The organism is Flavimobilis rhizosphaerae (assembly GCF_014852685.1).
Classification (GTDB): Bacteria; Actinomycetota; Actinomycetes; order Actinomycetales; family Cellulomonadaceae; genus Flavimobilis; species Flavimobilis rhizosphaerae.
Window position 1 is genome coordinate 351169 of record NZ_JACZDF010000003.1, and the last position, 25309, is coordinate 376477.

Below are 25309 nucleotides of genomic sequence, written 5' to 3' on the forward strand. Positions count from 1 at the left end.
GACCCTGGGGCTCAGGAGCACGTCGATGTATCGCACCGATACATCGACGAGCGTAAGTCGCGCGGGTCGATGCCGCAAGGAGCCACACGTGTCGCATGCCACGTCCCCTGTGAAGATCGTGCGGAGCACACGCGGCAGGCACGGGCAGAGTCGGCGTCGGGAGGACGACGGACCCCCACGCCTCCAGCGTCAGCGCATAGGGTGCCTACGGCCGAACCAACGAACAAGAAGGGGCCATCGTGACCGGGACGAGGAAGGCAGCGAGCGCGAGCCGCACCGCAGCACCGACGTCAGGCCGACGCCGTCTGTTCAACTACCCGCGCGCCGGACGAGGACGCATCCACCGCTGGGTGCCCTCCTGGCGCTTCGTGCTGACCTCCTTCCTCTTCGTCGGAGCCGTCGGCGTCGGCGCTCTCGTCACCGCCTACGCGCGCACCGAGATCCCCGAGGCCTCAGCGTTCGCCCTCGCCCAGACGACGACCGTCTACTACTCCGACGGCACGACGGAGATGGGCAAGTTCGTCGAGAACAACCGCGAGATCATCGAGTCCGAAGAGATCCCCGACGTCGTCAAGGACGCCGTCGTCGCCGCCGAGGACCGCACCTTCTGGGACAACGCCGGGGTTGACCTCAAGGGCATGGCTCGCGCCCTGTGGATCAACGTCACGACAGGCAAGCGCCAAGGCGGCTCGACGATCACCCAGCAGTACGCCGAGCGCTACCTCGGGGACGAGACCGTCACCGACTACGTCGGCAAGCTCAAGGAAGCCCTCCTCTCCCTCAAGCTCGGCCAGCAGGCCGACAAGGAGGACATCCTCTCCGGCTACATCAACACCATCTACTTCGGCCGCGGCGCCTACGGCATCCAGACCGCCGCACAGGCCTACTTCGGCGTCGACGCCAAGGACCTCACGACCGCGCAGGCCGTCCTCCTCGCCGGCGTCATCCCGTCCCCCAGCAAGTGGGACCCTCGCGTGAGCATGGCCGACGCCGAGCGCCGCTTCGACTACGTCCGCGGCTCGATGGTGACGACCGGGACTCTCACTCAGGCCGAGTCCGACAAGCTCAAGATGCCCAAGACCATCGAGGTCAAGCGGTCCAACTCCCTCGCCGGCCCCCGGGGCTACCTCCTCGACATGGTGCGGCGCGAGGTCGTCGCCGCGGGCCTCACGACCGACGAGGAGATCGGCGCCGTCGGCCTGAAGATCATCACGACGATCGACCGCAAGGACCAGGCCGCGCTCCAGGAGACCATCCAGAAGGACGGGCTCCTCGACGGCTCCTCGAAGAACCTCCGCGCCGCGGCCGTCGCGCTCGACGCGAGCACCGGCGCGATCCGCGCCCTCTACGGCGGCGAGGACTACACGAAGGTCCAGCAGAACCGCGTCACGCAGGACCGGGCCCAGGCGGGCTCGACCTTCAAGCCGTTCACGCTCGTCGCCGCGCTCGAGTCCGGACGCACGCTCGACGACAGGTTCAACGGCAACAGCGGACGCAAGTTCGACGGCGTCAAGGAGCCGGTGCGGAACTTCGGGAACCAGAACTGGGGCAACATCAGCCTGCTCCGCGCGACCGAGCACTCCGTCAACACCCCCTTCGTCGAACTCAACCTCGAGCTCACGCCCAAGGTGACGAACGAAGTCGCCATCCGTGCCGGCATCCCGGCCGACACCCCCGACCTCAAGGACGTGCCGTCCTCGGTGCTCGGCGTCGCCGCCGTCCACCCTCTCGACATGGCCGAGGCGTACGGCACGCTCGCCTCCGGCGGCATGCACGCCGAGCCCTACATCGTCGAGTCCGTCCGTCGTCTCGGCGGCGATACCGACGTCTACCGCGGCGCGCAGGCGCCCGAGCGGGTCATCGAGCAGGAGGTCGTCACCGAGGCCACCTACGCGCTCACCCAGGTCGTCCAGCGCGGCTCGGGCGACAAGGCGAAGCAGCTCGGGCGGCCCGTCGCGGGCAAGACCGGCACGTCGAACGAGAACCGCTCCGCCTGGTTCGTCGGCTACACGCCCCAGGTTGTCACCGCCGTCGCCCTCTACCAGAGCGGCGAGAACGGCAGCCAGGAGACGATCACGCCCTTCCGCGGCTACCGCGAGATCACCGGCGGCAGCGCCCCCCTCGACATCTGGACCTCGTTCATGACGAAGGCCATGGACGGCGTCCCCGTCGTCGACTTCCCGGCGCGAGCCGTCCCCGAGCGACCGACGACGACACCCTCCGCGACGCCGAGCGAGGAGCCCTCCGAGACTCCCACCGAGGAGACCACGACCCCGACGTCGGCGACCGTCCCCGGCGGGCTCGTCGGAGTCCAGGAGAAGACCGCACGCCGGCTGCTCTCGCGCGCGGGGCTCGAGGCCGTCGTCGTCTACCGCGAGGACGCCAACATCCCCAAGGGGCTCGTCATCTCGACCCAGCCCGGCGAGGGCACCGAGGTGCCCCCCGGTTCGAGCATCACCATCGTCGTCTCGTCGGGACCGCCGCCCGAGCCCGAGCCCGAGCCGACCGACGAACCGACGGACGCCCCGACGACCGAGCCAGCCCCGCCGGCGACGCCCACGCCGGACCCGACCCCGACCGATGCCGCAGCCACGCCCACGAGCGAGGGCTGACGCCCTGGGCGACGGGCCGCACCTGAGCGTTCAGTCACACCGTTGGTGAGGGTGTCGACGTTTCCGGTACCCTGACACCCTGCCCTGCGTCGACCGTCCGCCATCGGACGTGCCCGCCGCAGGGAGACGCACAACCCTCCTGTCACGGAAATCCCGTGGCCGCCAAGTCCAGAGGAGGTGGGTATGAGCCTGCGTCAGTACGAGCTGATGATCATCCTTGATCCCGAGATCGAGGAGCGCACCGTCGCCCCGTCGCTCGACAAGTACCTCACGGTCGTCACGACCGAGGGTGGGTCCGTCGACAAGGTCGACATCTGGGGCCGCCGTCGTCTCGCCTACGAGATCAAGAAGAAGTCCGAGGGCATCTACGCGGTGATCGACTTCACCGCGTCCCCCGCGACCGCCAAGGAGCTCGACCGCCAGCTCGGCCTCAACGAGGTCGTCCTGCGCACGAAGGTGCTCCGCCGCGAGGAGTCCAAGGCTGCTGCGGCCCCCGCCGTCGCTGCCGAGGCCCCTGCCGAGGCCGACGCTTCCTGACGTCTCAACGCTCCACCCCCGCCGGCAGCAGCCGGGGGGTCCCGTACATCTCGAAGGAGTAGGCAATGGCTGGTGACACCGTCATCACCGTGGTGGGAAACCTCACCGCGGACCCGGAGCTCCGTTTCACCCCCTCGGGTGCAGCGGTGGCCAACTTCACGGTGGCCTCCACGCCCCGCACCTTCGACCGCCAGACGAACGAGTGGAAGGACGGCGACGCGCTGTTCCTCCGCTGCTCGATCTGGCGCGAGGCCGCCGAGAACGTCGCAGAGACCCTCACCAAGGGCATGCGCGTCATCGTTCAGGGTCGCCTGACCCAGCGGTCGTACGAGACCCGTGAGGGTGAGAAGCGCACCGTCGTCGAGCTGCAGGTGGACGAGATCGGTCCGTCCCTGCGGTACGCCTCCGCCAAGGTCACGCGAGCCCAGCGCTCGGGTGGCGGCGGTGGTGGCGGTTTCGGCGGCGCCCCCCAGGGTGGTGGTGGCGGTGGCTACCAGCAGCAGAGCGACCCGTGGGCCACGTCCGGTCCCGCCTCCTCCGGCGGCGGCTTCTCCGACGAGCCCCCGTTCTGACCGTCCCCCGCCCGGGACACAGACACGACGACCCTCCGCCCGCCGCGCGGCGCGGAGGGACAGCACCTGACAAGGAGCCCCCACGATGGCCAAGGCCGTTGTCCGCAAGCCCAAGAAGAAGTCCAACCCGCTGAAGTCCGCGAAGATCGACGTCGTCGACTACAAGGACTCCGCGCTCCTGCGCAAGTTCATCTCTGACCGCGGGAAGATCCGTGCGCGCCGCGTCACGGGTGTCTCCGTCCAGGAGCAGCGTCAGATCGCGCGCGCCGTGAAGAACGCGCGTGAGATGGCCCTCCTGCCCTACTCGTCCTCGGCTCGCTGAGCCGGCGCCACGAAGGGAAGTCACAGAAGATGGCAAAGCTCATCCTCACGCACGAGGTCTCCGGCCTCGGTGAGCCCGGCGACGTCGTCACCGTCAAGGACGGTTACGCGCGCAACTACCTCGTCCCCCGTGGCCTGGCGACCGCCTGGTCGAAGGGTGCCGAGTCCGAGGTCACCGCGATCCGCAAGGCCCGCAAGGCCCGCGAGATCGCGACGCTCGAGGACGCCCGCGCCGTGCGCGACGCGCTCCAGGGCAAGCCGTTCACCGTCTCGGCGAAGGCCGGCAACGGTGGCCGTCTCTTCGGCGCCGTGACGACCGCGGACATCGCCGCGGCCGTCGAGGCCGCCGGTGGCCCCAAGCTCGACCGTCGCAAGATCGAGGTCGGCCAGACGATCAAGTCGACCGGTGACTACACCGTGTCGGTGCGTCTGCACGCCGAGGTCGCCGCGAACCTCAAGATCAAGGTCGTCGCCGCCTGAGCGCAGCGCTGACCAGCGAGGCCCGGCATCCCGTGAGGGATGCCGGGCCTCGTGATTTCGGCGGGCCCGGATGCTCGGCGCGGCGCGCCGCAACCTGCCGCGAAGTGCACGAAATCATCCCAAGGGCGGATGCACCGCGCGCACCATCGCCCTACGGTCGGCCTGTGAGCACCCCCGAGCGACGCCAACCACAAGTCCGCCGGGCGCGCATCGTCGCCGTCGTCGGCGTCGTGACCGTCACCCTCTACGCGGCCTGCGCCGCGGTCCACGCGCTCGTGCTCAACCCCCTCGCGGCCGTCCCCGGACGCACGCTCAGCGAGATCGTCGTCCACATTGAGTCGAGCCACGACGCCCTCGGCACCTGGACGACGCTCGCCGTGCTCGTCGGAGGGGTGCTCATCGCGCTCACGCTCCTCGCCATCACGTGGCTCTCCGCCGCACCACGCCCCAGCCACGTGGCCGCCTGGTTCCTCGGCATGCTCGCGGCGGGGTCGCCCGCCTCGTTCATCGCGAGTGTTGGGCCCGCGGCGGCCGTCGCCGACGCCTACGGCGTGAGCGGCGACGACGCGTCACCGTCGGGCCTCGCGCTCCATCTCGCCTCGACGGTCGCGTTCCTCGCGCTCGTCGGCGTGCTCGTCCACGACGCCCGTCGGACCGGACCGGTCGGGCTGGGGCGCGGGACAGCGTCGGCGGCGGGCTGAGCGCCGCTCAGCCCGCCGCGCCGCGCTCGTCGAGCGCCGTGCGCGTTCCCGTGGTCCAGCCGCCGCCGTTGTCGACGACGAGGCACAGCTCGTTGCCCTCCGGGTCCTGGAGGACGACGAACCCGTCACCGTCGGGCCCCAGCTCGCGCGTGCCCGTGACGGTGGCGCCGAGCGCGACCGCACGGGCCGTCTCCGCGTCGGCATCCGCGACGAGGACGTCGAGGTGAAGGCGGTTCTTCGGAGAGCCCTTCGGCTCGGGGACCTGCTGGAACGCGAGGAGCAGCGGATCGGCGTCGACGACGGCCCAGCCCTCGTGGCGCATCACCCAACGGGTGCGGAGGAGCCCGGCCCAGAAGGTGGCGAGAGCGGCGGGGTCGGCACAGTCGACGACGACCTCCTGGATCGAGGGGCGTGAGGCAAGGCCCTGCGGTGGCGTCGTCATGCGGCGAGCGTACCGAGGCACCACGGATAGACGCTTCCCGCCCGTTCGACGGGCGGGACCCGTCAATCCGTCGAGGAGGGAGGGGGCGGGAGGAGGGCGGTGAGGGGCGGGGCTCAGGAGCCCGTGACCATCCAGGCCGTCGTCCGCGCACGCAGACCCGTCGTCAGCGCCCGCGCGAGCATGAACACCCCGCCGAACGCGAGCCACAACCACACGACACCCCACGTGCCCGCGGGCGCCCACGCGCGCACAGCGAGCGCGCACGGCGCGTACGCGACGAGCGTCAACATGCCCGCCCACGCGAGATAGCGGCCGTCGCCCGCACCGATGAGCACGCCGTCGAGCACGAACACCCAGCCCGCGAGCGGCAGCAGCGCGGCCGTCGTCACGAGACCAGCGACGACAGCGCGGCGCACGTCCGGATCCTGCGTGAACAGCGGCGCGAGCAGAGGCGACGCCGCCGCGACCACGGCGCCGAGGACGACGCCCGCCCCCAGGCCCCACCGCAGCGTACGGCGCAGGACGGTGCGGACCTGAGCCGTGTCGCCCGCGCCGAGCCCGTGCCCGACGAGCGCCTGCGCCGCGATCGCGAGCGCGTCGAGCGCGAACGCCGTGAGGCCCCACACGCTGTTGACGACCTGGTGGGAGGCGAGCGTCACCGCGCCCAGGCCCGTCGCGACCCACACCGTGAGGAGGATCGCGAGCCGCAGCGACAGCGTCCGCACGACGAGCGGAAGACCTTCGCGCGCCGACACCCAGATCCCGCCCCGCTGCGGACGCAGGCTCACCCGCTCGCGCCGCGCGTAGCGGACGACGACGATGCCGAGCACGACCGCCATCGCGAGCTGCGCGACCGCCGTGCCGGCGCCGGAACCTGCGATGCCGAGGCCGAGCCCCCACACGAGCGTGACGCTGAGGACCGTGTTGAGCACCGCGCCGCCGACCGCGACGTAGAGCGGCGTGCGCGTGTCGAGCATGCCGCGCAGCACACCCGTCGACGCGAGGACGACGAGCATGCCCGGCAGACCGGGAACCGACCAGCGCAGGTAGTCGGCGGCGTGGCGGGCGACGTCCGCGTCCGCGCCGAGGAGCCCGACGACGTGCGGCGCCGCGACGCCGAGCCCGACCGCGAGGGCGACGCCGAGCGCGAGCGCGAGCCACAGGCCGTCGATGCCAGCCTGGAGCGCCTCGGCACGATGCCCCGCGCCCGCACGTCGTGAGACGGCGGCGGTCGTCGCGTACGCGAGGAAGACGCACAGGCCGACGACGGTCATGAGGATCGTGCTCGCGAGGGAGAGCCCCGCGAGCTCGGCGGTGCCGAGGTGGCCGACGACGGCCGAGTCGACGAGCACGAACAGGGGCTCGGCGACGAGTGCACCGAGGGCGGGGACGGCGAGCGCGAGGATCGACCTGTCCAGCGCGCGATCACGCGATCGTTCAGCTGGTGGACGCATGGCGGACAACTTTCTGTCCACAGGCGTGAACGGCGGAATCTTGCGGATCTCGAGGGTGTGTGACAACGTGCCCCCATGTTATCCCCCGAATCATCCACAGGCTGTGGGTGGTCTGACGGGCGGTTTCCACACCCGTGGAGCCACCTGTGGATTAGTCGGTGCACGACGACGTTGGTCCCCAGCCCGGACCCGCCGTAGGGTGCGGGTGTCCCGGGCCCGCGGCCCGGACACCCCCGAGCCAGGATGTCCGACGCTCGAGGGACGATGCGGTGGAGCGACCACCCGGTCGCACGAGAGGCAGGGCCCATGTCGGCGGAGCACAGCGAGGACTACGGCATCCCCGAGGGGCGCACCTTCGACCGCACCCCGCCCCAGGACGTCGCCGCCGAGCAGTCCGTCCTCGGCGGCATGCTCATCTCGAAGGACGCCATCGCGGACGTCGTCGAGGAGCTCAAGGGCAACGACTTCTACCGCCCCGCGCACGAGCTCATCTACGACGCGATCATGGATCTCTACGGGCGCGGCGAGCCCGCTGACGCCATCACGGTCCTCGCCGAGCTCACCAAGCGCGGCGAGGTCGGCCGCATCGGCGGCGCCCCCTACATCCACGAGCTCATCGCGATGGTGCCCACCGCCGCGAACGCCGGCTACTACGCCCGCATCGTCCGCGAGCGGGCCATCCTCCGCCGTCTCGTCGAGGCCGGGACCCGCATCGTCCAGCTCGGCTACGCCGCCGACGGCGGCGACGTCGACGAGATCGTCAACAACGCGCAGGCCGAGGTCTACGCCGTCACCGAGACCCGCGCGACCGAGGACTACGTCATCCTCGGCGAGGTCCTCGGGTCGACCGTCGACGAGATCGAGGCCGCCGGAAGCCGCGGCGAGGGCATGGTCGGCGTGCCCACCGGATTCGCGGACCTCGACAAGCTGACGAACGGCCTGCACCCAGGTCAGATGATCGTCATCGCTGCACGTCCGGCCATCGGGAAGTCGACGCTCGCCATCGATTTTGTCCGGGCTGCGGCCATCAAGAACAATCAGGCTGCGGTCGTCTTCAGTCTTGAGATGAGCAAGACCGAGATCACCATGCGACTGCTCTCCGCCGAGGCGCGCGTGCACCTGCAGAAGCTCCGTAACGGCTCGATGAGCGACGACGACTGGCAGAAGCTCGCCGGCACCATGGGCCGCATCTCCGAGGCCCCGCTCTTCATCGACGACTCCCCGAACATGTCGCTCATGGAGATCCGCGCCAAGTGCCGGCGCCTCAAGCAGCGGCATGACCTCAAGCTCGTCGTCATCGACTACCTCCAGCTCATGACGTCCGGCAAGCGCGTCGAGTCACGCCAGCAGGAGGTCTCCGAGTTCTCCCGTGCGCTCAAGCTCCTCGCCAAGGAGCTCGAGGTCCCTGTCATCGCGCTCTCCCAGCTCAACCGTGGCCCCGAGCAGCGCACCGACAAGAAGCCCGCGATGAGCGACCTGAGAGAGTCCGGCTCGATCGAGCAGGATGCCGACATGGTGATCCTCCTGCACCGTGAGGACGCCTACGAGAAGGAGTCGCCGCGCGCGGGCGAGGCCGACCTCATCGTCGCCAAGCACCGTAACGGCCCCACCGACACCATCACCGTCGCGTTCCAGGGCCACTACTCGCGCTTCGTGGACATGCAGGCATGAGCGGGCGCACGGGCTACGCCCTCGTCCCCGCGTCCTACGTCTTCCTGCGCCGCGGCGACGAGGTGCTGATCCAGCACCGCACCGGAACCGGCTACATGGACGGGCACTGGGCCGCTGGCGCGGCCGGGCACGTCGAGCCGGGGGAGACCGCTGCCCAAGCCGCGGTGCGCGAGGTCGCCGAGGAGCTCGGTGTGACCGTCGACGTCGCCGACCTGACGCTCCTCACCGTCCTGCAGCGCACCGACGGCTCCGACGCGCCCATCGAGCAGCGCGTCGAGTGGTTCTGGAGCGTCGAGACGTGGGAGGGCACGCCTCGCATCATGGAGCCCCGCAAGTGCGACGGGCTCGAGTGGTGCGACCTCGCCGCGCTGCCCACGCCCGTCGTGCCCCACGAGCGCTTCGTGCTCGACGGGGTGCGCACCGGGACGCTCGCGGCCGCGAGCTCGTTCGGGTACCCGTCCTGAGCGCTCGATAGCCGATCCCGGCACGACGGGTGTGCCGATCGGCTATTGACGGGCTGATGGAGCCGGGTCGGCTCGTGCGGGGTCTCTCGATAGCCGATCCGCACGTGTGAGGCGCACGGATGGGCTATCGAGGGCACGCAGGAGTCGGGTCAGGGGCGCAGCGAGACCTTGAGGGACGCTCGGGAGTCCATGAGGCGGTAGGCCTCCGCGGCATCGTCGAGGCTCAGGACGGTGTCGAAGACGAGGCCCGGGTCGATGGCACCCGCGAGGACGTCGGCGATCGCCCCGTCCTGGTAGGCGCGCACGGGCGCCGGCCCACCCGCGAGCCGCGCGTTCTTGCCGAAGAGCGAGCCGAAACCGACAGGTGCCGACTCGTACTGCGGCACCCCGACCCGCGAGATGACCCCGCCCGGACGCACGATCCCGAACGACTGCTCGTAGGCAGGCATGTGCCCGACGGCCTCGAGGACGACGTGCGCCCCCTCGCCTCCTGTGAGTTCGAGCACCCGCTCGACGCCCTCGCCGCCGCGCTCCGCGACGACGTCCGTCGCGCCCCAGCGACGCCCGAGGTCCGTGCGGTCCGTGTGTCGGCCCATGAGGATGATGCGCTCGGCGCCCATCCGTCGCGACGCGAGCACCGCGGAGAGTCCCACAGCGCCGTCGCCGACGACCGCAACCGTCGTCCGTGGGCCGACTGCGCCCACGTGCGCAGCGTGATACCCCGTGAGGTAGACGTCGGACAGTGCGAGCAGCGAGTGCAGGAGCGCGTCCGACGCCGACGCGGGGTCGACGTCGGGCACCACGGCGAGGCTGCCGTCGGCGAACGGGATGCGAGCGAGCTCGGCCTGCAGCCCGCCGACCTCGTGGTTCCCGTAGAAGCCGCCGTGCGGGCACGACGTCTGGAGGCCTTCGCGGCAGAACGCGCACGTGTTGTCCGCGTACGCGAACGGCACGACGACGAGGTCGCCGACGCGCACCGTACGCACCTCGGGCCCGACCTCCTCGACGACCGCGACTAGCTCGTGGCCGACGGGGCGGCCCGTCGCCGACGGGTGCATCGACCGGTAGGGGTGGAGGTCGGACCCGCAGACGCACGCGCGCATCGTGCGGACGATCGCGTCAGTCGGGGCGCGGAGGACGGGATCGGGGACGGTCTCGACGCGAACGTCGCCCGCGCCATACATCAATGTTGCTCGCATCGGCCTATCTTCCTCGAGGACGTGGCTGGATGAGTATCTTCCCGACGCTAGAGGCACTGGCCAGGCCAGGGAAGAGTCCTCTGGTGCCCGGCCAACGCGGAGCCGGACGCACCGCACCACCCGCACTCGTAGGGTCTGTGCACCATGCGATGGTGCTCGGGACCTATGAGTCGAATCAGGGGGTTGCGTAGAGCTCCGTCACCGTGTGGACGAGCTCGTCGAGGCCCGCGGGACGTGCGTCGCGCAGCCACACGAGGCGCACCGCGATGCGCGGGCCGTCCTTGATCGGGCGGTAGGTGACGCCCGGGCGCGGATGGTGGTCGGCCGTCGCCTGCGCCGTCGTCCCGACGCCGCGGCCCGCCGCGATCGCGTCGAGCCACGAGTCGACGTCCGTCGACTCGACGAACGTCGGGAGCGTCGCCGCGCCCTGCCACAGGTCCGAGCCCGTCGTGCCCGTGCGCGGATCGATGACGACGGTCCGCCCCGCGATCTCCGCCATCGTCACCTGACGACGACGCGACCACAGGACGTCGTCCGACGCGAACGCCACGAGCCGACGCTCGAGCCCGACGACGAACGAGCCGTACCGACGGTCGTCGACCGGACGACGCACGATCGCGACATCGCAGCGACCCTCCGCGAGACCCGACGTCGGCGAGTTGAACCGCACGAGCTCAAGCCCCACCTCCGGGTGCTCGCGCGCCCAGCGCCGCTGAAGCGGCGCCGTGTGCCGACCGAGCGCCGACCACGCGTAACCGAGACGCAGCAGGCCGTGCCGCGACCGCACGAACTCGCTGAACCGACCTGCCTCCGCGAGCACCCGACGCGCGTGCGGCAGCAGCTGGAGGCCGAACGCCGTCGGCTCGCAGCCGCGCGGCACGCGGCGCAGTACCCGGTCGCCGAGCGCTCGCTCGAGCGCCGCGACCGTGCGCGACACCGATGCCTGCGAGACGTGTAGGAGGAGGGCCGCGTCCGTGAACGAGCCGGTGTCGACCGCGGCGACGAACACCTCGAGCTCCCGCACCGTCCAGTCCATGCATCAAGGCTATGGCAGGTATGCATCCTGCACTAGGAGATGGGACGCGACGCGCCTACCGTCGGCGGCATGAGCCTCCTCGCGGCGCGCACCACCGTGCCCGCCCCCAGCCCGACGGCGCCAGAACACCCCACTGGTACGGGCCAGCTCACCCCAAAGAATCCGCAGAGATGGTCACTGGGAGCAGCCACAGGCACGGATTCCTGGGCTGCCGGGGGAGCCGAGGCGCCCGGGACGCGGGTGCGGGCCGCCTCCACGACGCGCAAGGACCGCGCCGTCGGCCTCGGGCAGATGCTCGTGAGCACCGTCTCCGGGCAGAGCGGCGCCGCCCTCGGCGCGAGCGCCTTCCCGCTCATCGGCCCGGTCGGCGTCGTCGCCCTGCGGCAGCTCGTCACCGCCGCCGTTCTCGTGCCCGCCGTCCGACCGCGCGTGCGCGGCCGCAGCCGCACCCAGTGGCTCCTCGCGCTCGGCCTCGTCGCCGTCTTCAGCGTCATGAACCTCTCGCTCTACCTCGCCGTCGAGCGGCTCGGCCTCGGCCTCGCGGTGACCATCGAGTTCCTCGGCCCGCTCGCCGTCGCGATCCTCGGCTCCCGACGACGCCTCGACCTCGCGTGCGCCGTGCTCGCCGGCATCGGCGTCGTCGTCCTCACGAACCCCGGCCCGACGACCGACGTCACCGGCATCGGCCTCGCCCTCGCCGCCGCCGCCGCGTGGGCCGGGTACATTCTCCTCAACCGCGCCGTCGGGCAGCAGTTCTCCGGGCTCGACGGGCCCGCGCTCGCGAGCGGGCTCACCGCCCTCGCGTGGCTGCCCGTCGCTGCCTGGTGGTTCACGCAGCACCCGCTTACCTGGCACGCGCTCGCGCTCGCGGCCGGCTGCGCGCTCCTCGCGTCCGTCGTGCCCTACGCGTTCGACGTCCTCGCGCTGCGCCGCGTGCCGGCCCCGGTCTTCGGGACCTTCGCGAGCGTCAACCCCGTCATCGCGGCGCTCATGGGCTGGCTCGTCCTCCACCAGAGCCTCGACGTCAACGAGTGGGTCGGCATCGCGCTCATCGTCGCGAGCAACGCCGTCGTTTCCGCGCGCGGCCTGCGCCACCCCCACTAACCCCGCCCCGCCCGCCCCGGCTCGCCCGCCCCCGCTCGCCCGCCCCCGCTCGCCCGCCCCCGCTCGCCCGCCCCCGCTCGCAAGAATCCGCGCTGATGGCTACTGGGAGTAGCCACCAGCGCGGATTCTTGGGAATGGGGGCCGGGCGGGACGGTGGGACGGGGGAGGCCTACATCCAGCGGTTGCGGCGGAAGAGCACCCACAGGCCCACGCCCAGCGTCAGCATGAGGCCCAGCGCCATCGGGTACCCGAGCTTCCAGTGGAGCTCGGGCATGTCGTCGAAGTTCATGCCGTAGATCGCGCCGACGAGCGTCGGCGCGAAGAGGATCGCCGCCCACCCCGAGATCTTCTTCATGTTCTCGTTCTGCCGCTGGTTGACGAGTGTCGCGTTGACGTTGAGGATCTGCGCGAGCGCGTCCCGCAGCTCCGCGACCGCGATCGTCACCCGTGTGAGGTGGTCCGCGACGTCCTGGAGGTACGCGCGCAGCTCGAGATGGATCTTGTGCTCGTCGAACCCCGCGCGCAACGCCTCGACGACAGCGACGAGCGGCACCGCAGCGTGCTGAAGGTCGATGATCTCGCGTGACAGCCGGTAGATGCGCTCCGCCACCGCCTCGTCGCCGTCGAACACCTGCCGCTCGATCTCCTCGCGGTCCACCTCGAGGTCCGCGACGACGTGCGCGTACCCGTCGACCGCGACGTCGAGGAACGAGTGCACGACGGCCTCCGGCCCGAGCCGCAGGACCGCCGGGTCGCGCGCGATCCGGTGGACGTCGCCCACCGTCTCACCGCTGCGGGCCTGGCACACGATGACGACGACGTTCCCGCGCACGAGCAGGTGGAACTCCGTGACCTGCACGTCCTCCGTCGGATCGTCGTACGACGCGAGGCGCGCGACGACGAAGAGCACGTCGCCGTACCGCTCGAGCTTGGGCCGCTGCCCGGCCTTGAGGAGATCCTCGACGAGCAGCGGGTGCAGGTCCCACCGGCTGCCGAGGTGTGCGATCTGCTCCGGCGTCGGCATGTCGTAGCCGAGCACGACGAGGCCGTCGGGCTCCGCATCCGCGAACGCGATCGCCGCGTCCGCGGCGTCGTCAGAGGCGTCGGCGCCGACGGTCTGCGACTCGAGGACCTCGCCGTCCCGCAGGCGCGTCACGCGCAGGGTCGCGGCCTGCGCCGCGTCGTCAGCGCGCTCACGCCGCCCGACGAGGTCGAGCAGACGACGCGGACGCTCGCGGCGGGCAGGGCTCGAGGACATGCGCACTCCTAGGACGACAACGTTCCGAGCGTAACGACGAGCGGCGCGACCGGCGCACGCGCACGTCGGCGCGGTGAACCGGCCTGGAGCGTGCAGCGGTGCGACGAGTCGGGGACGGGAGGGGAGCCCGGGTAGGACCTTTGTCCCGGGAGGATTTCTCACGGCGCGTTACAACGAAGTATGACGACGAGCAGATCGGCGGTGGCGCGAGCGCTCGCGGCCGAGAGCCGCGTCGAGCTGCTCCACCGTCTCCAGGCCGACGGCCCCCAGCACATCGACGCCCTCGTCGCGCAGACCGGCCTCCACGCCAACACGGTCCGCGAGCACCTCGCCGTGCTCGTCGACGTCGGCCTCGTCCGGCGCGCCCCCGAGGTGCGCACGGTCCGTGGCCGCCCCCGCATGATCTACCGCGTGACGACCGCCGACGACCTCGTCGCTGACCCCGAGGCGCAGCAGCGCCTCGAGGCCGACATCGCGCAGGCACGTCGGGCCGCCGCGCTCCTCGCCGACGCCACGCAGGTCGACAGCGCGACCGGGCGGACTCCCGTGCCGGTCGAGTCGGAACGTGACGTCCTCGCGCTCGAGGCTCACCTCGACCGCATCGGCTTCGACCCGGTCTACGCGCCGGGCGACCTCACGTTCCACCTCTTCCGCTGCCCGTTCCTCGAGCTCGCCCGCGCCCGGCAGGACGTCGTGTGCCGCCTCCACACCGAGCTGGCGCAGTCCGTGCTCGAGCAGGCCGAGGGCGACCACGACGTCGAACGGCTCGAGCCGTTCGTCGGCGAGGAGCACTGCACGCTGAGCCTGCGCCGCCGCATCGGCTGACCGCGTCCAGCCGCACCAGGCGGGACGAGTTTCGCGTCTGGGGTGGCTCGGTCTCGGCGGCGCCGCTACGGTCGATTAAGCACGGTGTCGACGACGACATGCACGGAGAATGCCCGGGCATGCTCGCCACGACGGCACCTCCCGCCGTACTCGGAACGCACCCTGGGAGTGCAGATGGCGACGACAGCAGGACCCGACCTCGCCCGCGACCTGTCCAACTGGAACCCGGAGGACGAGCGCACCTGGGACAAGGGCCTCGCGTGGCGGACCCTGTGGGTGACGACGTACAACCTCACCCTCGCGTTCATGGTGTGGTACCTCGTCTCGGCGATCGCACCGCGCCTCAACAGCGTCGGCTTCGACCTCGACCCCGGCCAGCTCTACTGGCTCGCCGCGATCCCCGGCCTCGCCGGCGGCGCCATGCGGCTCATCTTCATGTTCCTGCCGCCGATCGTCGGGACGCGCACCCTCGTGGGCGGCGCGACCACGCTCCTCCTGCTCCCCGTGCTCGGGTGGACGTTCGCCGTCCGCGACTCAGCGACGTCCTACGAGACGCTCCTCGTCCTCTCGTTCATGACGGGCATCGGCGGCGGCGCGTTCGCCGGGTTCATGCCGTCGACGAGCTACTTCTTCCCCAAGAAGATGTCCGGCACCGCGCTCGGCCTCCAGGCCGGCATCGGGAACTTCGGCGTGAGCCTCGTCCAGCTGCTCGCACCGTGGGTCGTCGGCTTCGGCCTCTTCGGCACCGCCGTCCTCACCCCGCAGTCGACGACCGACGGCGGTGACCTGTGGCTCCACAACGTCGCGCTCGTCGTCGTGCCGTGGATCGTCCTCGGCATCGTCCTCGCGGCCGTCGTCCTCAAGCGCGTGCCGATCCGCGCGAGCTTCCGCGACCAGCTCGACATCTTCAGCGTCAAGCAGACGTGGGTGATGACCGCGATCTACCTCATGACGTTCGGCGCGTTCTCCGGCTTTGCCGCGCAGCTCGGCCTCATCACGCTCGCCGAGTTCGGCAACTTCGAGAACGCCCCCGACCCGCTGAAGTTCGCGTTCATCGGCCCGCTGCTCGGCTCGGCGACACGTGCCGCCTGGGGGCCGCTGTGCGACCGGTTCGGCGGCGCGATCTGGACGTTCGTCGCGGGCATCGGCATGACGATCTCGACGGTGTTCACGGTCTTCTTCCTCAGCCCCACCGACGTCTCGCAGTTCACGTGGTTCCTCACGGGCATGCTCGCGATCTTCACGTTCGCGGGCATCGGCAACGCGGGCACGTTCAAGCAGATGCCGATGATCTTCGACAAGCGCCGCGCCGGCGGCGTCATCGGCTTCACGTCAGCGATCGCGGCGTTCGGACCGTTCGTCGTCGGCATGGGCCTGTCCTTCGTCTCGCCGCGTTCGTTCTTCATCGGCGCCGCCGTCTTCTTCGCCTTCTGCACGTGGCTCACGTGGACGAACTACGTGCGCCCCGGCGCACCCCACCCGAGCTGACCTCCCGGGCGTCGTCCCCGCCGGGGACGACGCCCGACCTGCACGACGTCCACCCGACCCGGCGCCGCCGCCGAGAGAACGAGGATGAGCATGACCGACGCAGCGACCCGCACCCCGGGCCTCGACAACAGCCTCGTCGACGCGCTCGTGCGCGTCGGCTCGAAGCTGCACAAGGGCAAGGTCTCCGAGGACCTGCGGTCCGTCTTCGTCGAGGGGGGTCGGACGGGCGACGCGTTCTACCGGGACCGCTGGTCGCACGACAAGATCGTCCGCTCGACGCACGGCGTCAACTGCACAGGCTCGTGCTCGTGGAAGGTCTACGTGAAGAACGGCATCATCACCTGGGAGACGCAGCAGACGGACTACCCGTCGGTCGGCCCAGGCTCGCCCGAGTACGAGCCGCGCGGCTGCCCGCGCGGCGCCGCGTTCTCCTGGTACACGTACTCGCCGACGCGCATCCGCTACCCGTACGTGCGCGGAACGCTGCTCCACGCCTACCGGGCTGCGAAGGCCCGCACGGGTGACCCGGTGCTCGCGTGGGCCGAGGTGACGGGCGATCCGGAGACGGCGCGCGCGTACAAGGCGGCGCGCGGCAAGGGCGGGCTCGTCCGCGCGTCGTGGGAGGAGGCCGCGGAGATCGTCGCGGCCGCGCACGTCCACACGGCCAAGGAGTTCGGACCGGACCGCATCGCGGGCTTCAGCCCCATCCCCGCGATGTCGATGGTGTCGCACGGCGCGGGCGCGCGCTTCGTCCACCTGCTCGGCGGCACGATGCTCTCGTTCTACGACTGGTACGCGGACCTGCCCGTCGCCTCGCCGCAGGTCTTCGGCGACCAGACGGACGTCCCCGAGTCCGCGGACTGGTGGAACGCGTCCTACCTCATGATGTGGGGCTCCAACGTCCCCGTGACCCGCACCCCGGACGCGCACTTCATGACGGAGGCCCGCTACCGCGGGCAGAAGGTCGTCACCGTCTCCCCGGACTACGCGGACAACACGAAGTTCGCCGACGACTGGATGGCGCCGCACCCGGGCACGGACGGCGCGCTCGCGATGGCGATGGGTCACGTCATCCTCACCGAGTTCCACGTCGCGCGCCGCACCGAGCGGTTCATCGACTACATGCAGCGCTTCACCGACGCGCCCAACCTCGTGCGGCTGCGTCGTCGCGGCGACGCGTGGGTGCCCGGCAAGTTCCTCACGGCCGCGGACCTCCCGACGCCCGGGACCGACCGCGACGCTGCGTTCCAGACGGCCGTGCTCGACGCCGACGGCTCCGTGAAGATCCCCGGCGGATCGCTCGGCCACCGCTTCGACCCGGCGAAGGCCGGCACGTGGAACCTCGAGCTCGGCGACCTCGACCCGCGCCTGTCCGTCATGGACCTCGCCGGCTGGGACGGCCAGGCCGTCGAGCTCGACCTGCCGCGCTTCGACGTCGCCCCGGGCGACCCCGAGAAGGACGGCGCCGTCCCCGGCACGACCGAGCGGGGCCGCCACACGGGCGGCGCCGGAGCCGTGCGGCGCGGCGTGCCCGTCGTCGCCGTCGGCGACGAGCTCGTCACGACGGTCTACGACCTCATGCTCGCCCAGTACGGCGTCGGCCGTGAGGGCCTGCCGGGCACGTGGCCGACGGGCTACGACGACCCGAGCACCCCCGGAACCCCGGCGTGGCAGGAGGAGATCACCTCCGTTCCCGCCGAGCTCGCCGCGCGCATCGGCCGGGAGTTCGCGCAGAACGCCGAGGACTCGGGCGGCCGCTCGATGATCCTCATGGGCGCGGGCACCAACCACTGGTTCCACTCCGACACGATCTACCGCACGTTCCTCGCGCTCACCGCGATGACCGGCTGCCAGGGCGTCAACGGTGGCGGTTGGGCGCACTACGTCGGCCAGGAGAAGGTCCGCCCGCTCACGGGCTACACGCAGTACGCGAACGCGCTCGACTGGCAGCGCCCGCCGCGCAACATGATCGGCACGGCGTTCTGGTACCTCGCGACCGACCAGTGGCGCTACGACGGCCTCCCCGCCGACGCGCTCGCCTCCCCGCTCGCCGAGGGCACGTTCGCGGACCGCACGACCGCCGACTGCCTCGTCGAGTCCGCGCAGCGCGGCTGGATGCCGAGCTATCCGACGTTCTCCCGCAACCCGCTCGACCTCGTCGACGAGGCCCGCGCCGCAGGCAAGGAGCCCGCGCAGCACGTTGTCGACTCCCTCGCCGACGGCTCCCTGCGCTTCGCGTGCGAGGACCCCGACGACCCCGCGAACTTCCCGCGCGTCCTCAACATCTGGCGCGCCAACATCCTCGGCTCGTCGGGCAAGGGCAACGAGTACTTCCTCAAGCACCTGCTCGGCACGGACTCCGCGGTCCTCGCCGACGAGGCCGGCCCGGACCGTCGCCCGACGACGATGACGTGGCGGGACGAAGCGCCGCGCGGCAAGCTCGACCTCCTCGTGACGAGCGACTTCCGCATGACATCAACGACGCTCTTCTCCGACGTCGTCCTGCCGGCCGCGACCTGGTACGAGAAGTACGACCTCTCGTCGACCGACATGCACCCGTTCATCCACTCGTTCAACCCGGCGATCAACCCGCCGTGGCAGACGCGCACCGACTTCGACATCTACGCGACGCTCTCGAAGGAGGTCTCGCGGCTCGCCGTCGGGCACCTCGAGGCCCGCTCCGACCTCGTCGCGGTGCCGCTCATGCACGACACCCCCGACGAGCTCGCGTACCCGCGCGGCGAGGTTCCCGTGCAGGCCGAGCGCGTGCCGGGGCAGACGATGCCGAAGCTCGTCGTCGTCGAGCGCGACTACACGAAGATCGCCGAGAAGTGGTCTGCGCTCGGCCCGCTCACTGACCGCCTCGGCATGGTGACGAAGTCCGTCGCGTTCGACCCGACGCCCGAGGTCGCCGAGCTCGGTGTCCGCAACGGCCTCGTCGCCGGGAACGGCGTCGGAGCCGGCCGTCCCCGGCTCGAGACCGCGCAGCAGGCGTGCGAGATGATCCTCGCTCTGTCCGGCACGACGAACGGCCGCCTCGCCGTCCAGGGTTTCAAGGACATCGAGAGGCGCACCGGTACACGGATCGCGCACCTGGCCGAGGACAACGAGGGCCAGCGCATCACGTTCGAACGCACGCAGTCGGCGCCGGTCGCGGTGCTCACGTCCCCCGAGTGGTCCGGCTCCGAGCACGGTGGTCGCCGCTACACGGCGTTCGCGATCAACGTCGAGCACGCGCGTCCCTGGCACACCCTCACGGGACGCCAGCACTTCTACCTCGACCACGACTGGATCAGCGAGCTCGGCGAGTCCCTCCCCGTCTACCGGCCGCCGCTCGACATGCACCGCCTCTTCGGCGACGCGCGTGTCGGCTCGACCGCCGCGTCGGGGATGCGCGCGTCCGAGGGGCACGCCGAGGTCGCCGTCCGCTACCTCACGCCCCACTCGAAGTGGTCGATCCACTCCGAGTACCAGGACAACCTCTTCATGCTGGCTCTGTCCCGCGGCGGGCCCACGATCTGGATGTCGCCGCAGGACGCGGCGAAGATCGGCGTCACCGACAACGACTGGATCGAGTCGTACAACCGCAACGGCGTCGTCGTCGCCCGCGCGATCGTCTCCCACCGCATGCCGGAGGGCACCGTGTACATGTACCACGCGAAGGACCGCACGGTGGACGTCCCGAGGTCGGAGACCTCGGGGCTGCGCGGCGGCATCCACAACTCGCTCACACGCGTGCTGCTCAAGCCGAGCCACCTCGTCGGCGGGTACGCCCAGCTGTCGTTCGCGTTCAACTACCTCGGGCCGACGGGCAACCAGCGCGACGAGGTCACGACCATCCGCCGTCGGAGCCAGGAGGTGACGTACTGATGCGAGTCATGGCACAGATGACGATGGTGATGAACCTCGACAAGTGCATCGGATGCCACACGTGCTCGGTCACGTGCAAGCAGGCGTGGACGAACCGCTCCGGCATGGAGTACGTGTGGTTCAACAACGTCGAGACGCGGCCCGGCATCGGCTACCCGCGCACGTACGAGGACCAGGACCGCTGGAAGGGCGGATGGCAGCTCACGCGTCGGGGCCGGCTCAAGCTCCGCGCGGGCGGACGCCTCACGAAGCTCGCGAGCATCTTCTCCAACCCCGTGCTCCCGGAGATCTCCGACTACTACGAGCCGTGGACGTACGACTACGACACGCTCATCTCCGCCCCCCAGGGCGAGCACACGCCCGTCGCCCGTCCCATGTCGCTCCTCACGGGCGACAACATGGCCATCACGTGGTCCGCGAACTGGGACGACAACCTCGGCGGCGCGGGCGAGACCATGCAGCAGGACCCGATCCTCGCCACCATGTCCAAGCGTGTCGAGGCCGAGTTCTCGCAGTCCTTCATGTTCTACCTGCCGCGCATCTGCGAGCACTGCCTCAACCCGTCGTGCGTCGCCTCGTGCCCGTCGGGCGCGATGTACAAGCGCGAGGAGGACGGCATCGTCCTCGTCGACCAGGACCAGTGCCGCGGCTGGCGCATGTGCGTCACCGGCTGCCCCTACAAGAAGGTGTACTTCAACCACAAGACCGGCAAGGCCGAGAAGTGCACGCTCTGCTACCCGCGCCTCGAGGTCGGGCAACCGACCGTCTGCTCGGAGACGTGCGTCGGCCGCCTGCGGTACATCGGGCTCGTCCTCTACGACGCCGACAAGGTGCTCGAGGCCGCGACCGTCCGCGACGAGAAGGACCTGCTCGACGCGCAGCGTGCTGTGTTCCTCGATCCCCACGACCCCGAGGTCGTCGCCGCGGCGCGCCGCGACGGCATCGCGGAGGACTGGATCGAGGCCGCGCAGAACTCCCCGTGCTGGGACCTCATCTCCCGCTACGAGATCGCACTGCCTCTGCACCCCGAGTACCGGACGCTCCCCATGGTCTGGTACGTGCCGCCGCTGTCGCCCGTCGTCGACGTCGTCACCGACTCCGGCAACGACGGCGAGGACGCGCCGACGCTCTTCCACGCGATCGACAAGCTCCGCATCCCCGTCGAGTACCTTGCGGGCCTCTTCAGCGCGGGCGACACCGCGCCCGTCGTGCAGTCCCTGCAGCGCCTCGCCGCGATGCGTGCGCACATGCGCAACGTCAACCTTGGGCTCGAGCAGGACCCGCTCATTGCCGAGTCCGTCGGCATGGACGGCGAGACGATCGAAGCGATGTACCGGCTCCTCGCGATCGCCAAGTACGAGGACCGCTACGTCATCCCGACCGCGCACGCCGAGACGGCCCGCGAGCTCGAGATGCTCGGCCTCGACGAGCTCGACTCGGGCTGCTCCCTCGACCACGAGGGCGGCCCCGGCATGGGTGGCCCACGCTTCGGATCGTCGAGCGGCACGCCGTTGCGCGCCACCGTCGAGAACTTCCACGTCCTCCAGGAACGGCAGACGGCCGACGCGATCGACGAGCCCCGCTCCCGCGTCAACCTCCTCACGTGGGACGGCAAGGGCACGCCGCCCGGCATGTTCCCCGAGCGCGAGAGCACACCACCCCCGCACGGCGAGGCGCCCGGCGCGCCCGACCCCGACGGCGCGGCACCCCCCTCAGGCCCCGCGCCGAGCGCCGACCCCGGCCCCGACCCGGGTCCCGCCTCGTTGCCCGAGGGAGGGCCGCGGCTGTGAGCGCCCCCGCACCCACGCTGTGGCAGCGCGTCACCGGCCGCGCCCCGTTGCCCGCGGGGCCGCCCGAGCGCGTGACCTCCGTGCCGCCCGCGTCGACCGCGCCCCGGCGCGGCGGACGCACGGAACCTCTGCCGTTCCTCGACCCCGTCGAGCTACCCGACGAGCTGCGGCGCGCGACCCACATGGCCGTCGCGCTGCTCCTCGACTACCCGGGAGAATCGCACGGCGACCGGCTCGACGCCGTCGAGGCGACCGCGTCCGCACTCCCCGCCGTCATCGCCGACGACCTGCGCACGCACGTCGCCGCGGTCCGCGGGTGGGGCGTCGACCGCACGCAGATCCACTACGTCGAGACCTTCGACCAGAAGCGCCGTTGCGCCCTCCACCTCACCTACTACTCCTCGGGCGACACCCGCCGGCGCGGCATGGCGCTCGTGACGTTCGCCGAGGCGTTCGCCGCGTGCGGCTGGGAGCTCGGCGACGACGACCTGCCCGACTACCTGCCGAGCGTCCTCGAGCTCTCCGCACGCGAGGGCGGGCCGATCGTCGACATGCTGCTCGCGACCCACCGCGAGGGTGTCGAGCTCCTGCGGTCCGCGCTCCACCACGTGCGCAGCCCGTTCCGGCACCTGCTCGACGCGCTGTGCCGCACGCTTCCGCAGGTCGACGACGCCGCCGCCGCGCGGTTCGTCAACCTGCTCTCCGCCGGGCCGCCCCAAGAGATGGTCGGCCTCGGCGGCACCCTCCTCCCGTTCCCGTCCGTCCGCCCGGAGGCGACGCCATGAGTGCGACCGACATCCTGCTGTGGGGCGTCCTGCCCTACGTCGTCACCGCCGTGTTCATCGTCGGGCACGTGTGGCGCTACCGCTACGACCAGTTCGGGTGGACGACCCGCTCGAGCGAGGTCTACGAGAAGAAGCTCCTGCGCTGGGGCTCGCCGATGTTCCACGTCGGCGTGCTCATGGTCGCGGGAGGGCACGTCGTCGGGCTGCTCATCCCGCGCGAGTGGCTCTACGCGATCGGCATCGACGAGCACGCCTACCACCTCGGCGCGACGTGGCTCGGGACGTTCGCGGCGGTCCTCACCGTCGTGGGCCTCACGATCCTCATCTACCGGCGTCGCCGCACCCGCTCGGTGTTCCTCGCGACGACGCGCATGGACAAGCTCATGTTCGTCGCGCTCGGCGCGGCGATCGGGTTCGGTACGGCTGCGACCGTCGTCGAGCAGATCATCGGCGGCGGCTACAACTACCGCGAGACGATCTCGCCGTGGATCCGCTCCGTCATGTACTTCCAGCCGGACATCGCGCTCATGGACGGCATCCCCGTGCTCTTCACGCTCCACGTCGTCTCGGGGCTGCTGCTCATCGCGCTGTGGCCCTTCACGCGGCTCGTCCACGTGTGGTCGGCGCCCGTCGGCTACCTCGTGCGGCCGTACATCGTCTACCGCTCGCGCGACGCGCAGCAGGGCATGCGTGAGGGCCGTCCCGGCTGGGACCCGGTCGAGACGCGCTCGCGCAAGCGGTGAGACGCTGGGACGCATGACTTCTGTGAGGACGCCCGCCGCGCCCGGGGCGGTCCGCGCCCCGGGCCCGCGGCGGCTCGGGCCGCTCGTCGAGCCGGGACCGCCGCTCACGGGCGCGCAGGCCGCACGCTACGCGCGGCAGCTCGCGCTCCCGGAGGTGGGGACCGACGGGCAGAGGCGGCTGCTCGCCGCGCGCGTTCTCGTCGTCGGGGCCGGCGGGCTCGGCTCACCGACGCTGCTCTACCTCGCGGCCGCGGGCGTGGGGACGCTCGGGATCGTCGACGACGACGTCGTCGACGTCTCCAACCTCCAGCGGCAGGTTCTCCACACGACCGCGGACGTCGGGCGGCGCAAGGTCGACTCCGCGGCCGACGCAGTGCGCGCGCTCAACCCCGACGTCACCGTCGTCATGCACGACGTGCGTCTCGAGCCGTCGAACGTGCTCTCCGTCCTGGCGGGCTACGACCTCGTCGTCGACGGATCCGACAACTTCGCGACCCGCTACCTCGTGGGCGATGCCTGCGCGGAGCTCGGCCTGCCGTGCGTGTGGGGTGCCGTCCTCGGCGGGCACGGGCAGGTCTCGACGTTCTGGGCCGCGCCTCCCGGCGGTTCCGGGGTCGAGTATCGCGACGTGTTCGAGACGCCGCCGCCGCCCGGGAGCGTCTCGAGCTGCTCGACCGCCGGCGTGCTCGGCGCCGTGTGCGCCGCCGTGGGGTCGATGCTCTCGCTCGAGGTCGTGCGGCTCGTGTGCGGCGGACCGTCCCTGCTAGGGAGACTGCTCGTGCACGACGCGTGGGGGGCGACGTGGCGCGAGGTGCCCGTGGCCGGGACGCCCGGCGGGCGGCCGCTCGGGCGGGATCTCGTGGCCGCAGTTGAGGCGTGCGGGGTGCCTTCTGGTGCGGCTGCCGGGGCCGACGTCATCGACGTCGACGCGCTCGCGGACCTCCTCGCGGACGGGACCTGCGACGTCGTCGACGTGCGCTCGACGGAGGAGTTCGCCGCGTACGGCGTGCCGGGTACGCGGTCGGTCCCGCTCGAGGCGTTCGAGGACGCGTCGGCGTTCGACGGGCCGGACGCCGTGCGGTCTCCGCTCGTCGTCCTGTGCGAGCTCGACGCGCGCGCCCTGCGCGCGGCGATCCTTGCGCGGGAGGCCGGCCTGGCCGACGTGCGTGCCGTCGCCGGCGGTGTCGTCGCGTGGCACGCGACGGGGCGCGCAATCTCCCACGTCGCCTGACGACCAGCGAACCGCAGTGATATCATCGCACCGAAGTGATAGCGGTGCGAGAGTGGCGAGGGGAGACGCTATGGCTGCGATGACTGTGAGAGGCCTGTCCGACGAGACACATCGGGCACTCAAGCTGCGTGCTGCGCGGCACGGCCGGAGCGCCGAGGCTGAGGTCCGTGCGATCCTCGATGCGGCGGTCGCCGACGAGGGCCGTGTCCTTCTGGGTTCGCTGATGGCCGACATCGGGCACGCGGCCGGGGGCATCGAGCTCGAGACCCTGCGAGCTCGCGCACCGCACGTGCCCGTGGACCTCGGGTGATCGTCCTCGACACGAACGTCCTCTCGGAGCCGCTCCGACCGCGGCCCGAGCCTCGCGTCGTCGGCTGGATCGACGCTCAGCACGTCGGGACCCTCTACGTCAGCGCACTGACGCTTGCCGAGCTACGTCTCGGCGTCGCGGTGCTCCCCGACGGTGCGCGCCGACAGTCGATCGAGTGGCGGCTCGAGCGGGAGGTCTTCCCGCTCTTCACGGGGCGGGTCCTGCCCGTCGATGATTCCGTCGCGGTCGAGTTTGCGCGGCTGCTGGCCGCCGCGCGGTCAGCTGGCTCCACGATGCCGACCGCCGACGCTCTCATCGCTGCGACGTGCGCCGCCCACGGCTTCACGCTCGCGACACGCAACGTCGCGGACTTTGCAACGAGCGGGATCCCGCTCATCAATCCGTGGGCGAACTGA

23 protein-coding genes are annotated in these 25309 nt (G+C 71.2%); 18 read left to right on the forward strand and 5 right to left on the reverse strand.

Features of this window, described 5'->3' with window-relative positions:
- Positions 1-239 precede the first annotated feature (239 nt).
- From IGS67_RS07860 to IGS67_RS07885, 6 genes are all read left to right on the forward strand, one after another.
- Positions 240-2612 carry a penicillin-binding protein gene (locus tag IGS67_RS07860; RefSeq protein WP_192279417.1) on the forward strand — a complete coding sequence of 791 codons (2373 nt, stop codon included), beginning with the start codon at positions 240-242 and terminating at the stop codon, positions 2610-2612.
- Positions 2613-2801: 189 nt separating this feature from the next.
- Positions 2802-3149, forward strand: a complete 348-nt coding sequence (rpsF, locus tag IGS67_RS07865; RefSeq protein ID WP_235978026.1) for a 30S ribosomal protein S6 — start codon at positions 2802-2804, stop codon at positions 3147-3149.
- A gap of 65 nt (positions 3150-3214) precedes the next feature.
- Positions 3215-3721 (forward strand): single-stranded DNA-binding protein, encoded by a 507-nt coding sequence (locus tag IGS67_RS07870; RefSeq protein WP_192279419.1) that lies wholly within the window; start codon positions 3215-3217, stop codon positions 3719-3721.
- Positions 3722-3806: 85 nt separating this feature from the next.
- Positions 3807-4043 carry a 30S ribosomal protein S18 gene (gene rpsR / locus IGS67_RS07875; protein ID WP_102510777.1) on the forward strand — a complete coding sequence of 79 codons (237 nt, stop codon included), beginning with the start codon at positions 3807-3809 and terminating at the stop codon, positions 4041-4043.
- 29 nt (positions 4044-4072) lie between these two features.
- Positions 4073-4522 carry a 50S ribosomal protein L9 gene (rplI, locus tag IGS67_RS07880; protein ID WP_102510776.1) on the forward strand — a complete coding sequence of 150 codons (450 nt, stop codon included), beginning with the start codon at positions 4073-4075 and terminating at the stop codon, positions 4520-4522.
- A 164-nt stretch (positions 4523-4686) separates the two neighbouring features.
- Positions 4687-5223 (forward strand): hypothetical protein, encoded by a 537-nt coding sequence (locus IGS67_RS07885; RefSeq protein ID WP_192279420.1) that lies wholly within the window; start codon positions 4687-4689, stop codon positions 5221-5223.
- Between the two features lie 7 nt (positions 5224-5230).
- Here IGS67_RS07885 and IGS67_RS07890 read toward each other — a convergent pair whose 3' ends face one another.
- Positions 5231-5665: a VOC family protein gene (locus IGS67_RS07890; RefSeq protein WP_192279421.1), complete on the reverse strand. Its 435-nt coding sequence runs from the start codon at positions 5663-5665 to the stop codon at positions 5231-5233.
- A 113-nt stretch (positions 5666-5778) separates the two neighbouring features.
- The gene (locus IGS67_RS07895; RefSeq protein ID WP_192279423.1) at positions 5779-7119 is read right to left on the reverse strand and encodes an MATE family efflux transporter; all 1341 of its coding nucleotides are present in this window, start codon (positions 7117-7119) and stop codon (positions 5779-5781) included.
- Between the two features lie 306 nt (positions 7120-7425).
- On the opposite strand from IGS67_RS07895, the gene dnaB reads away from it, so the two are divergent.
- Positions 7426-8790 carry a replicative DNA helicase gene (gene dnaB, locus IGS67_RS07900; protein ID WP_192279425.1) on the forward strand — a complete coding sequence of 455 codons (1365 nt, stop codon included), beginning with the start codon at positions 7426-7428 and terminating at the stop codon, positions 8788-8790.
- The gene (locus tag IGS67_RS07905) at positions 8787-9254 is read left to right on the forward strand and encodes an NUDIX hydrolase (protein WP_192279427.1); all 468 of its coding nucleotides are present in this window, start codon (positions 8787-8789) and stop codon (positions 9252-9254) included. The genes dnaB and IGS67_RS07905 overlap by 4 nt, the downstream gene beginning before the upstream one ends.
- Positions 9255-9403: 149 nt before the next feature.
- Here the strand turns inward: IGS67_RS07905 and IGS67_RS07910 are convergent, their stop codons facing one another.
- Together IGS67_RS07910 and IGS67_RS07915 are read right to left on the reverse strand one after the other, a co-directional pair.
- Entirely contained in the window at positions 9404-10453 is a 1050-nt protein-coding gene (locus tag IGS67_RS07910; protein WP_192279429.1) for a zinc-binding dehydrogenase, read from the reverse strand.
- A gap of 175 nt (positions 10454-10628) precedes the next feature.
- Positions 10629-11489 carry a LysR family transcriptional regulator gene (locus tag IGS67_RS07915; RefSeq protein ID WP_192279431.1) on the reverse strand — a complete coding sequence of 287 codons (861 nt, stop codon included), beginning with the start codon at positions 11487-11489 and terminating at the stop codon, positions 10629-10631.
- A 69-nt stretch (positions 11490-11558) separates the two neighbouring features.
- Between IGS67_RS07915 and IGS67_RS07920 the strand changes: the two genes are divergently transcribed.
- Positions 11559-12593, forward strand: coding sequence for an EamA family transporter (locus tag IGS67_RS07920; RefSeq protein WP_235977981.1), 1035 nt, complete (start codon positions 11559-11561; stop codon positions 12591-12593).
- Positions 12594-12762: 169 nt separating this feature from the next.
- Here the strand turns inward: IGS67_RS07920 and IGS67_RS07925 are convergent, their stop codons facing one another.
- Positions 12763-13851, reverse strand: coding sequence for a magnesium and cobalt transport protein CorA (locus tag IGS67_RS07925; RefSeq protein ID WP_192279433.1), 1089 nt, complete (start codon positions 13849-13851; stop codon positions 12763-12765).
- A gap of 180 nt (positions 13852-14031) precedes the next feature.
- On the opposite strand from IGS67_RS07925, the gene IGS67_RS07930 reads away from it, so the two are divergent.
- The 9 genes from IGS67_RS07930 to IGS67_RS07970 all read left to right on the forward strand — a co-directional run bounded on the left by IGS67_RS07930 (position 14032) and on the right by IGS67_RS07970 (position 25309).
- A complete protein-coding gene (locus IGS67_RS07930; RefSeq protein WP_192279435.1) occupies positions 14032-14676 on the forward strand; it encodes a helix-turn-helix transcriptional regulator in 645 nt (214 codons plus the stop codon).
- A 174-nt stretch (positions 14677-14850) separates the two neighbouring features.
- Positions 14851-16164 (forward strand): MFS transporter, encoded by a 1314-nt coding sequence (locus tag IGS67_RS07935; protein WP_192279437.1) that lies wholly within the window; start codon positions 14851-14853, stop codon positions 16162-16164.
- Between the two features lie 84 nt (positions 16165-16248).
- A complete protein-coding gene (locus tag IGS67_RS07940; RefSeq protein WP_407925814.1) occupies positions 16249-20034 on the forward strand; it encodes a nitrate reductase subunit alpha in 3786 nt (1261 codons plus the stop codon).
- The gene (gene narH / locus IGS67_RS07945; RefSeq protein ID WP_192279441.1) at positions 20034-21824 is read left to right on the forward strand and encodes a nitrate reductase subunit beta; all 1791 of its coding nucleotides are present in this window, start codon (positions 20034-20036) and stop codon (positions 21822-21824) included. Before IGS67_RS07940 ends, narH begins: the two co-directional genes overlap by 1 nt.
- Positions 21821-22609 carry a nitrate reductase molybdenum cofactor assembly chaperone gene (gene narJ, locus IGS67_RS07950; RefSeq protein ID WP_328742029.1) on the forward strand — a complete coding sequence of 263 codons (789 nt, stop codon included), beginning with the start codon at positions 21821-21823 and terminating at the stop codon, positions 22607-22609. The genes narH and narJ overlap by 4 nt, the downstream gene beginning before the upstream one ends.
- The gene (narI, locus tag IGS67_RS07955; RefSeq protein ID WP_192279443.1) at positions 22606-23352 is read left to right on the forward strand and encodes a respiratory nitrate reductase subunit gamma; all 747 of its coding nucleotides are present in this window, start codon (positions 22606-22608) and stop codon (positions 23350-23352) included. The genes narJ and narI overlap by 4 nt, the downstream gene beginning before the upstream one ends.
- A gap of 13 nt (positions 23353-23365) precedes the next feature.
- Positions 23366-24583 (forward strand): ThiF family adenylyltransferase, encoded by a 1218-nt coding sequence (locus tag IGS67_RS07960; protein ID WP_192279445.1) that lies wholly within the window; start codon positions 23366-23368, stop codon positions 24581-24583.
- Positions 24584-24653: 70 nt separating this feature from the next.
- Positions 24654-24893 carry a FitA-like ribbon-helix-helix domain-containing protein gene (locus IGS67_RS07965; RefSeq protein WP_192279447.1) on the forward strand — a complete coding sequence of 80 codons (240 nt, stop codon included), beginning with the start codon at positions 24654-24656 and terminating at the stop codon, positions 24891-24893.
- Positions 24890-25309 carry a type II toxin-antitoxin system VapC family toxin gene (locus IGS67_RS07970; RefSeq protein WP_192279449.1) on the forward strand — a complete coding sequence of 140 codons (420 nt, stop codon included), beginning with the start codon at positions 24890-24892 and terminating at the stop codon, positions 25307-25309. Before IGS67_RS07965 ends, IGS67_RS07970 begins: the two co-directional genes overlap by 4 nt.

Bases quoted from the DNA above. Each gene is read 5' to 3' on its own strand.
- IGS67_RS07870 (WP_192279419.1), top strand. From the start codon at position 3,215: ATGGCTGGTGACACCGTCATCACCGTGGTGGGAAACCTCACCGCGGAC.
- rpsR (WP_102510777.1), top strand. From the start codon at position 3,807: ATGGCCAAGGCCGTTGTCCGCAAGCCCAAGAAGAAGTCCAACCCGCTG.
- rplI (WP_102510776.1), top strand. From the start codon at position 4,073: ATGGCAAAGCTCATCCTCACGCACGAGGTCTCCGGCCTCGGTGAGCCC.
- IGS67_RS07890 (WP_192279421.1), bottom strand. From the start codon at position 5,665: ATGACGACGCCACCGCAGGGCCTTGCCTCACGCCCCTCGATCCAGGAG.
- IGS67_RS07895 (WP_192279423.1), bottom strand. From the start codon at position 7,119: ATGCGTCCACCAGCTGAACGATCGCGTGATCGCGCGCTGGACAGGTCG.
- dnaB (WP_192279425.1), top strand. From the start codon at position 7,426: ATGTCGGCGGAGCACAGCGAGGACTACGGCATCCCCGAGGGGCGCACC.
- IGS67_RS07905 (WP_192279427.1), top strand. From the start codon at position 8,787: ATGAGCGGGCGCACGGGCTACGCCCTCGTCCCCGCGTCCTACGTCTTC.
- IGS67_RS07910 (WP_192279429.1), bottom strand. From the start codon at position 10,453: ATGCGAGCAACATTGATGTATGGCGCGGGCGACGTTCGCGTCGAGACC.
- IGS67_RS07915 (WP_192279431.1), bottom strand. From the start codon at position 11,489: ATGGACTGGACGGTGCGGGAGCTCGAGGTGTTCGTCGCCGCGGTCGAC.
- IGS67_RS07920 (WP_235977981.1), top strand. From the start codon at position 11,559: ATGAGCCTCCTCGCGGCGCGCACCACCGTGCCCGCCCCCAGCCCGACG.
- IGS67_RS07925 (WP_192279433.1), bottom strand. From the start codon at position 13,851: ATGTCCTCGAGCCCTGCCCGCCGCGAGCGTCCGCGTCGTCTGCTCGAC.
- IGS67_RS07930 (WP_192279435.1), top strand. From the start codon at position 14,032: ATGACGACGAGCAGATCGGCGGTGGCGCGAGCGCTCGCGGCCGAGAGC.
- IGS67_RS07935 (WP_192279437.1), top strand. From the start codon at position 14,851: ATGGCGACGACAGCAGGACCCGACCTCGCCCGCGACCTGTCCAACTGG.
- IGS67_RS07940 (WP_407925814.1), top strand. From the start codon at position 16,249: ATGAGCATGACCGACGCAGCGACCCGCACCCCGGGCCTCGACAACAGC.
- narH (WP_192279441.1), top strand. From the start codon at position 20,034: ATGCGAGTCATGGCACAGATGACGATGGTGATGAACCTCGACAAGTGC.
- narI (WP_192279443.1), top strand. From the start codon at position 22,606: ATGAGTGCGACCGACATCCTGCTGTGGGGCGTCCTGCCCTACGTCGTC.
- IGS67_RS07960 (WP_192279445.1), top strand. From the start codon at position 23,366: ATGACTTCTGTGAGGACGCCCGCCGCGCCCGGGGCGGTCCGCGCCCCG.
- IGS67_RS07965 (WP_192279447.1), top strand. From the start codon at position 24,654: ATGGCTGCGATGACTGTGAGAGGCCTGTCCGACGAGACACATCGGGCA.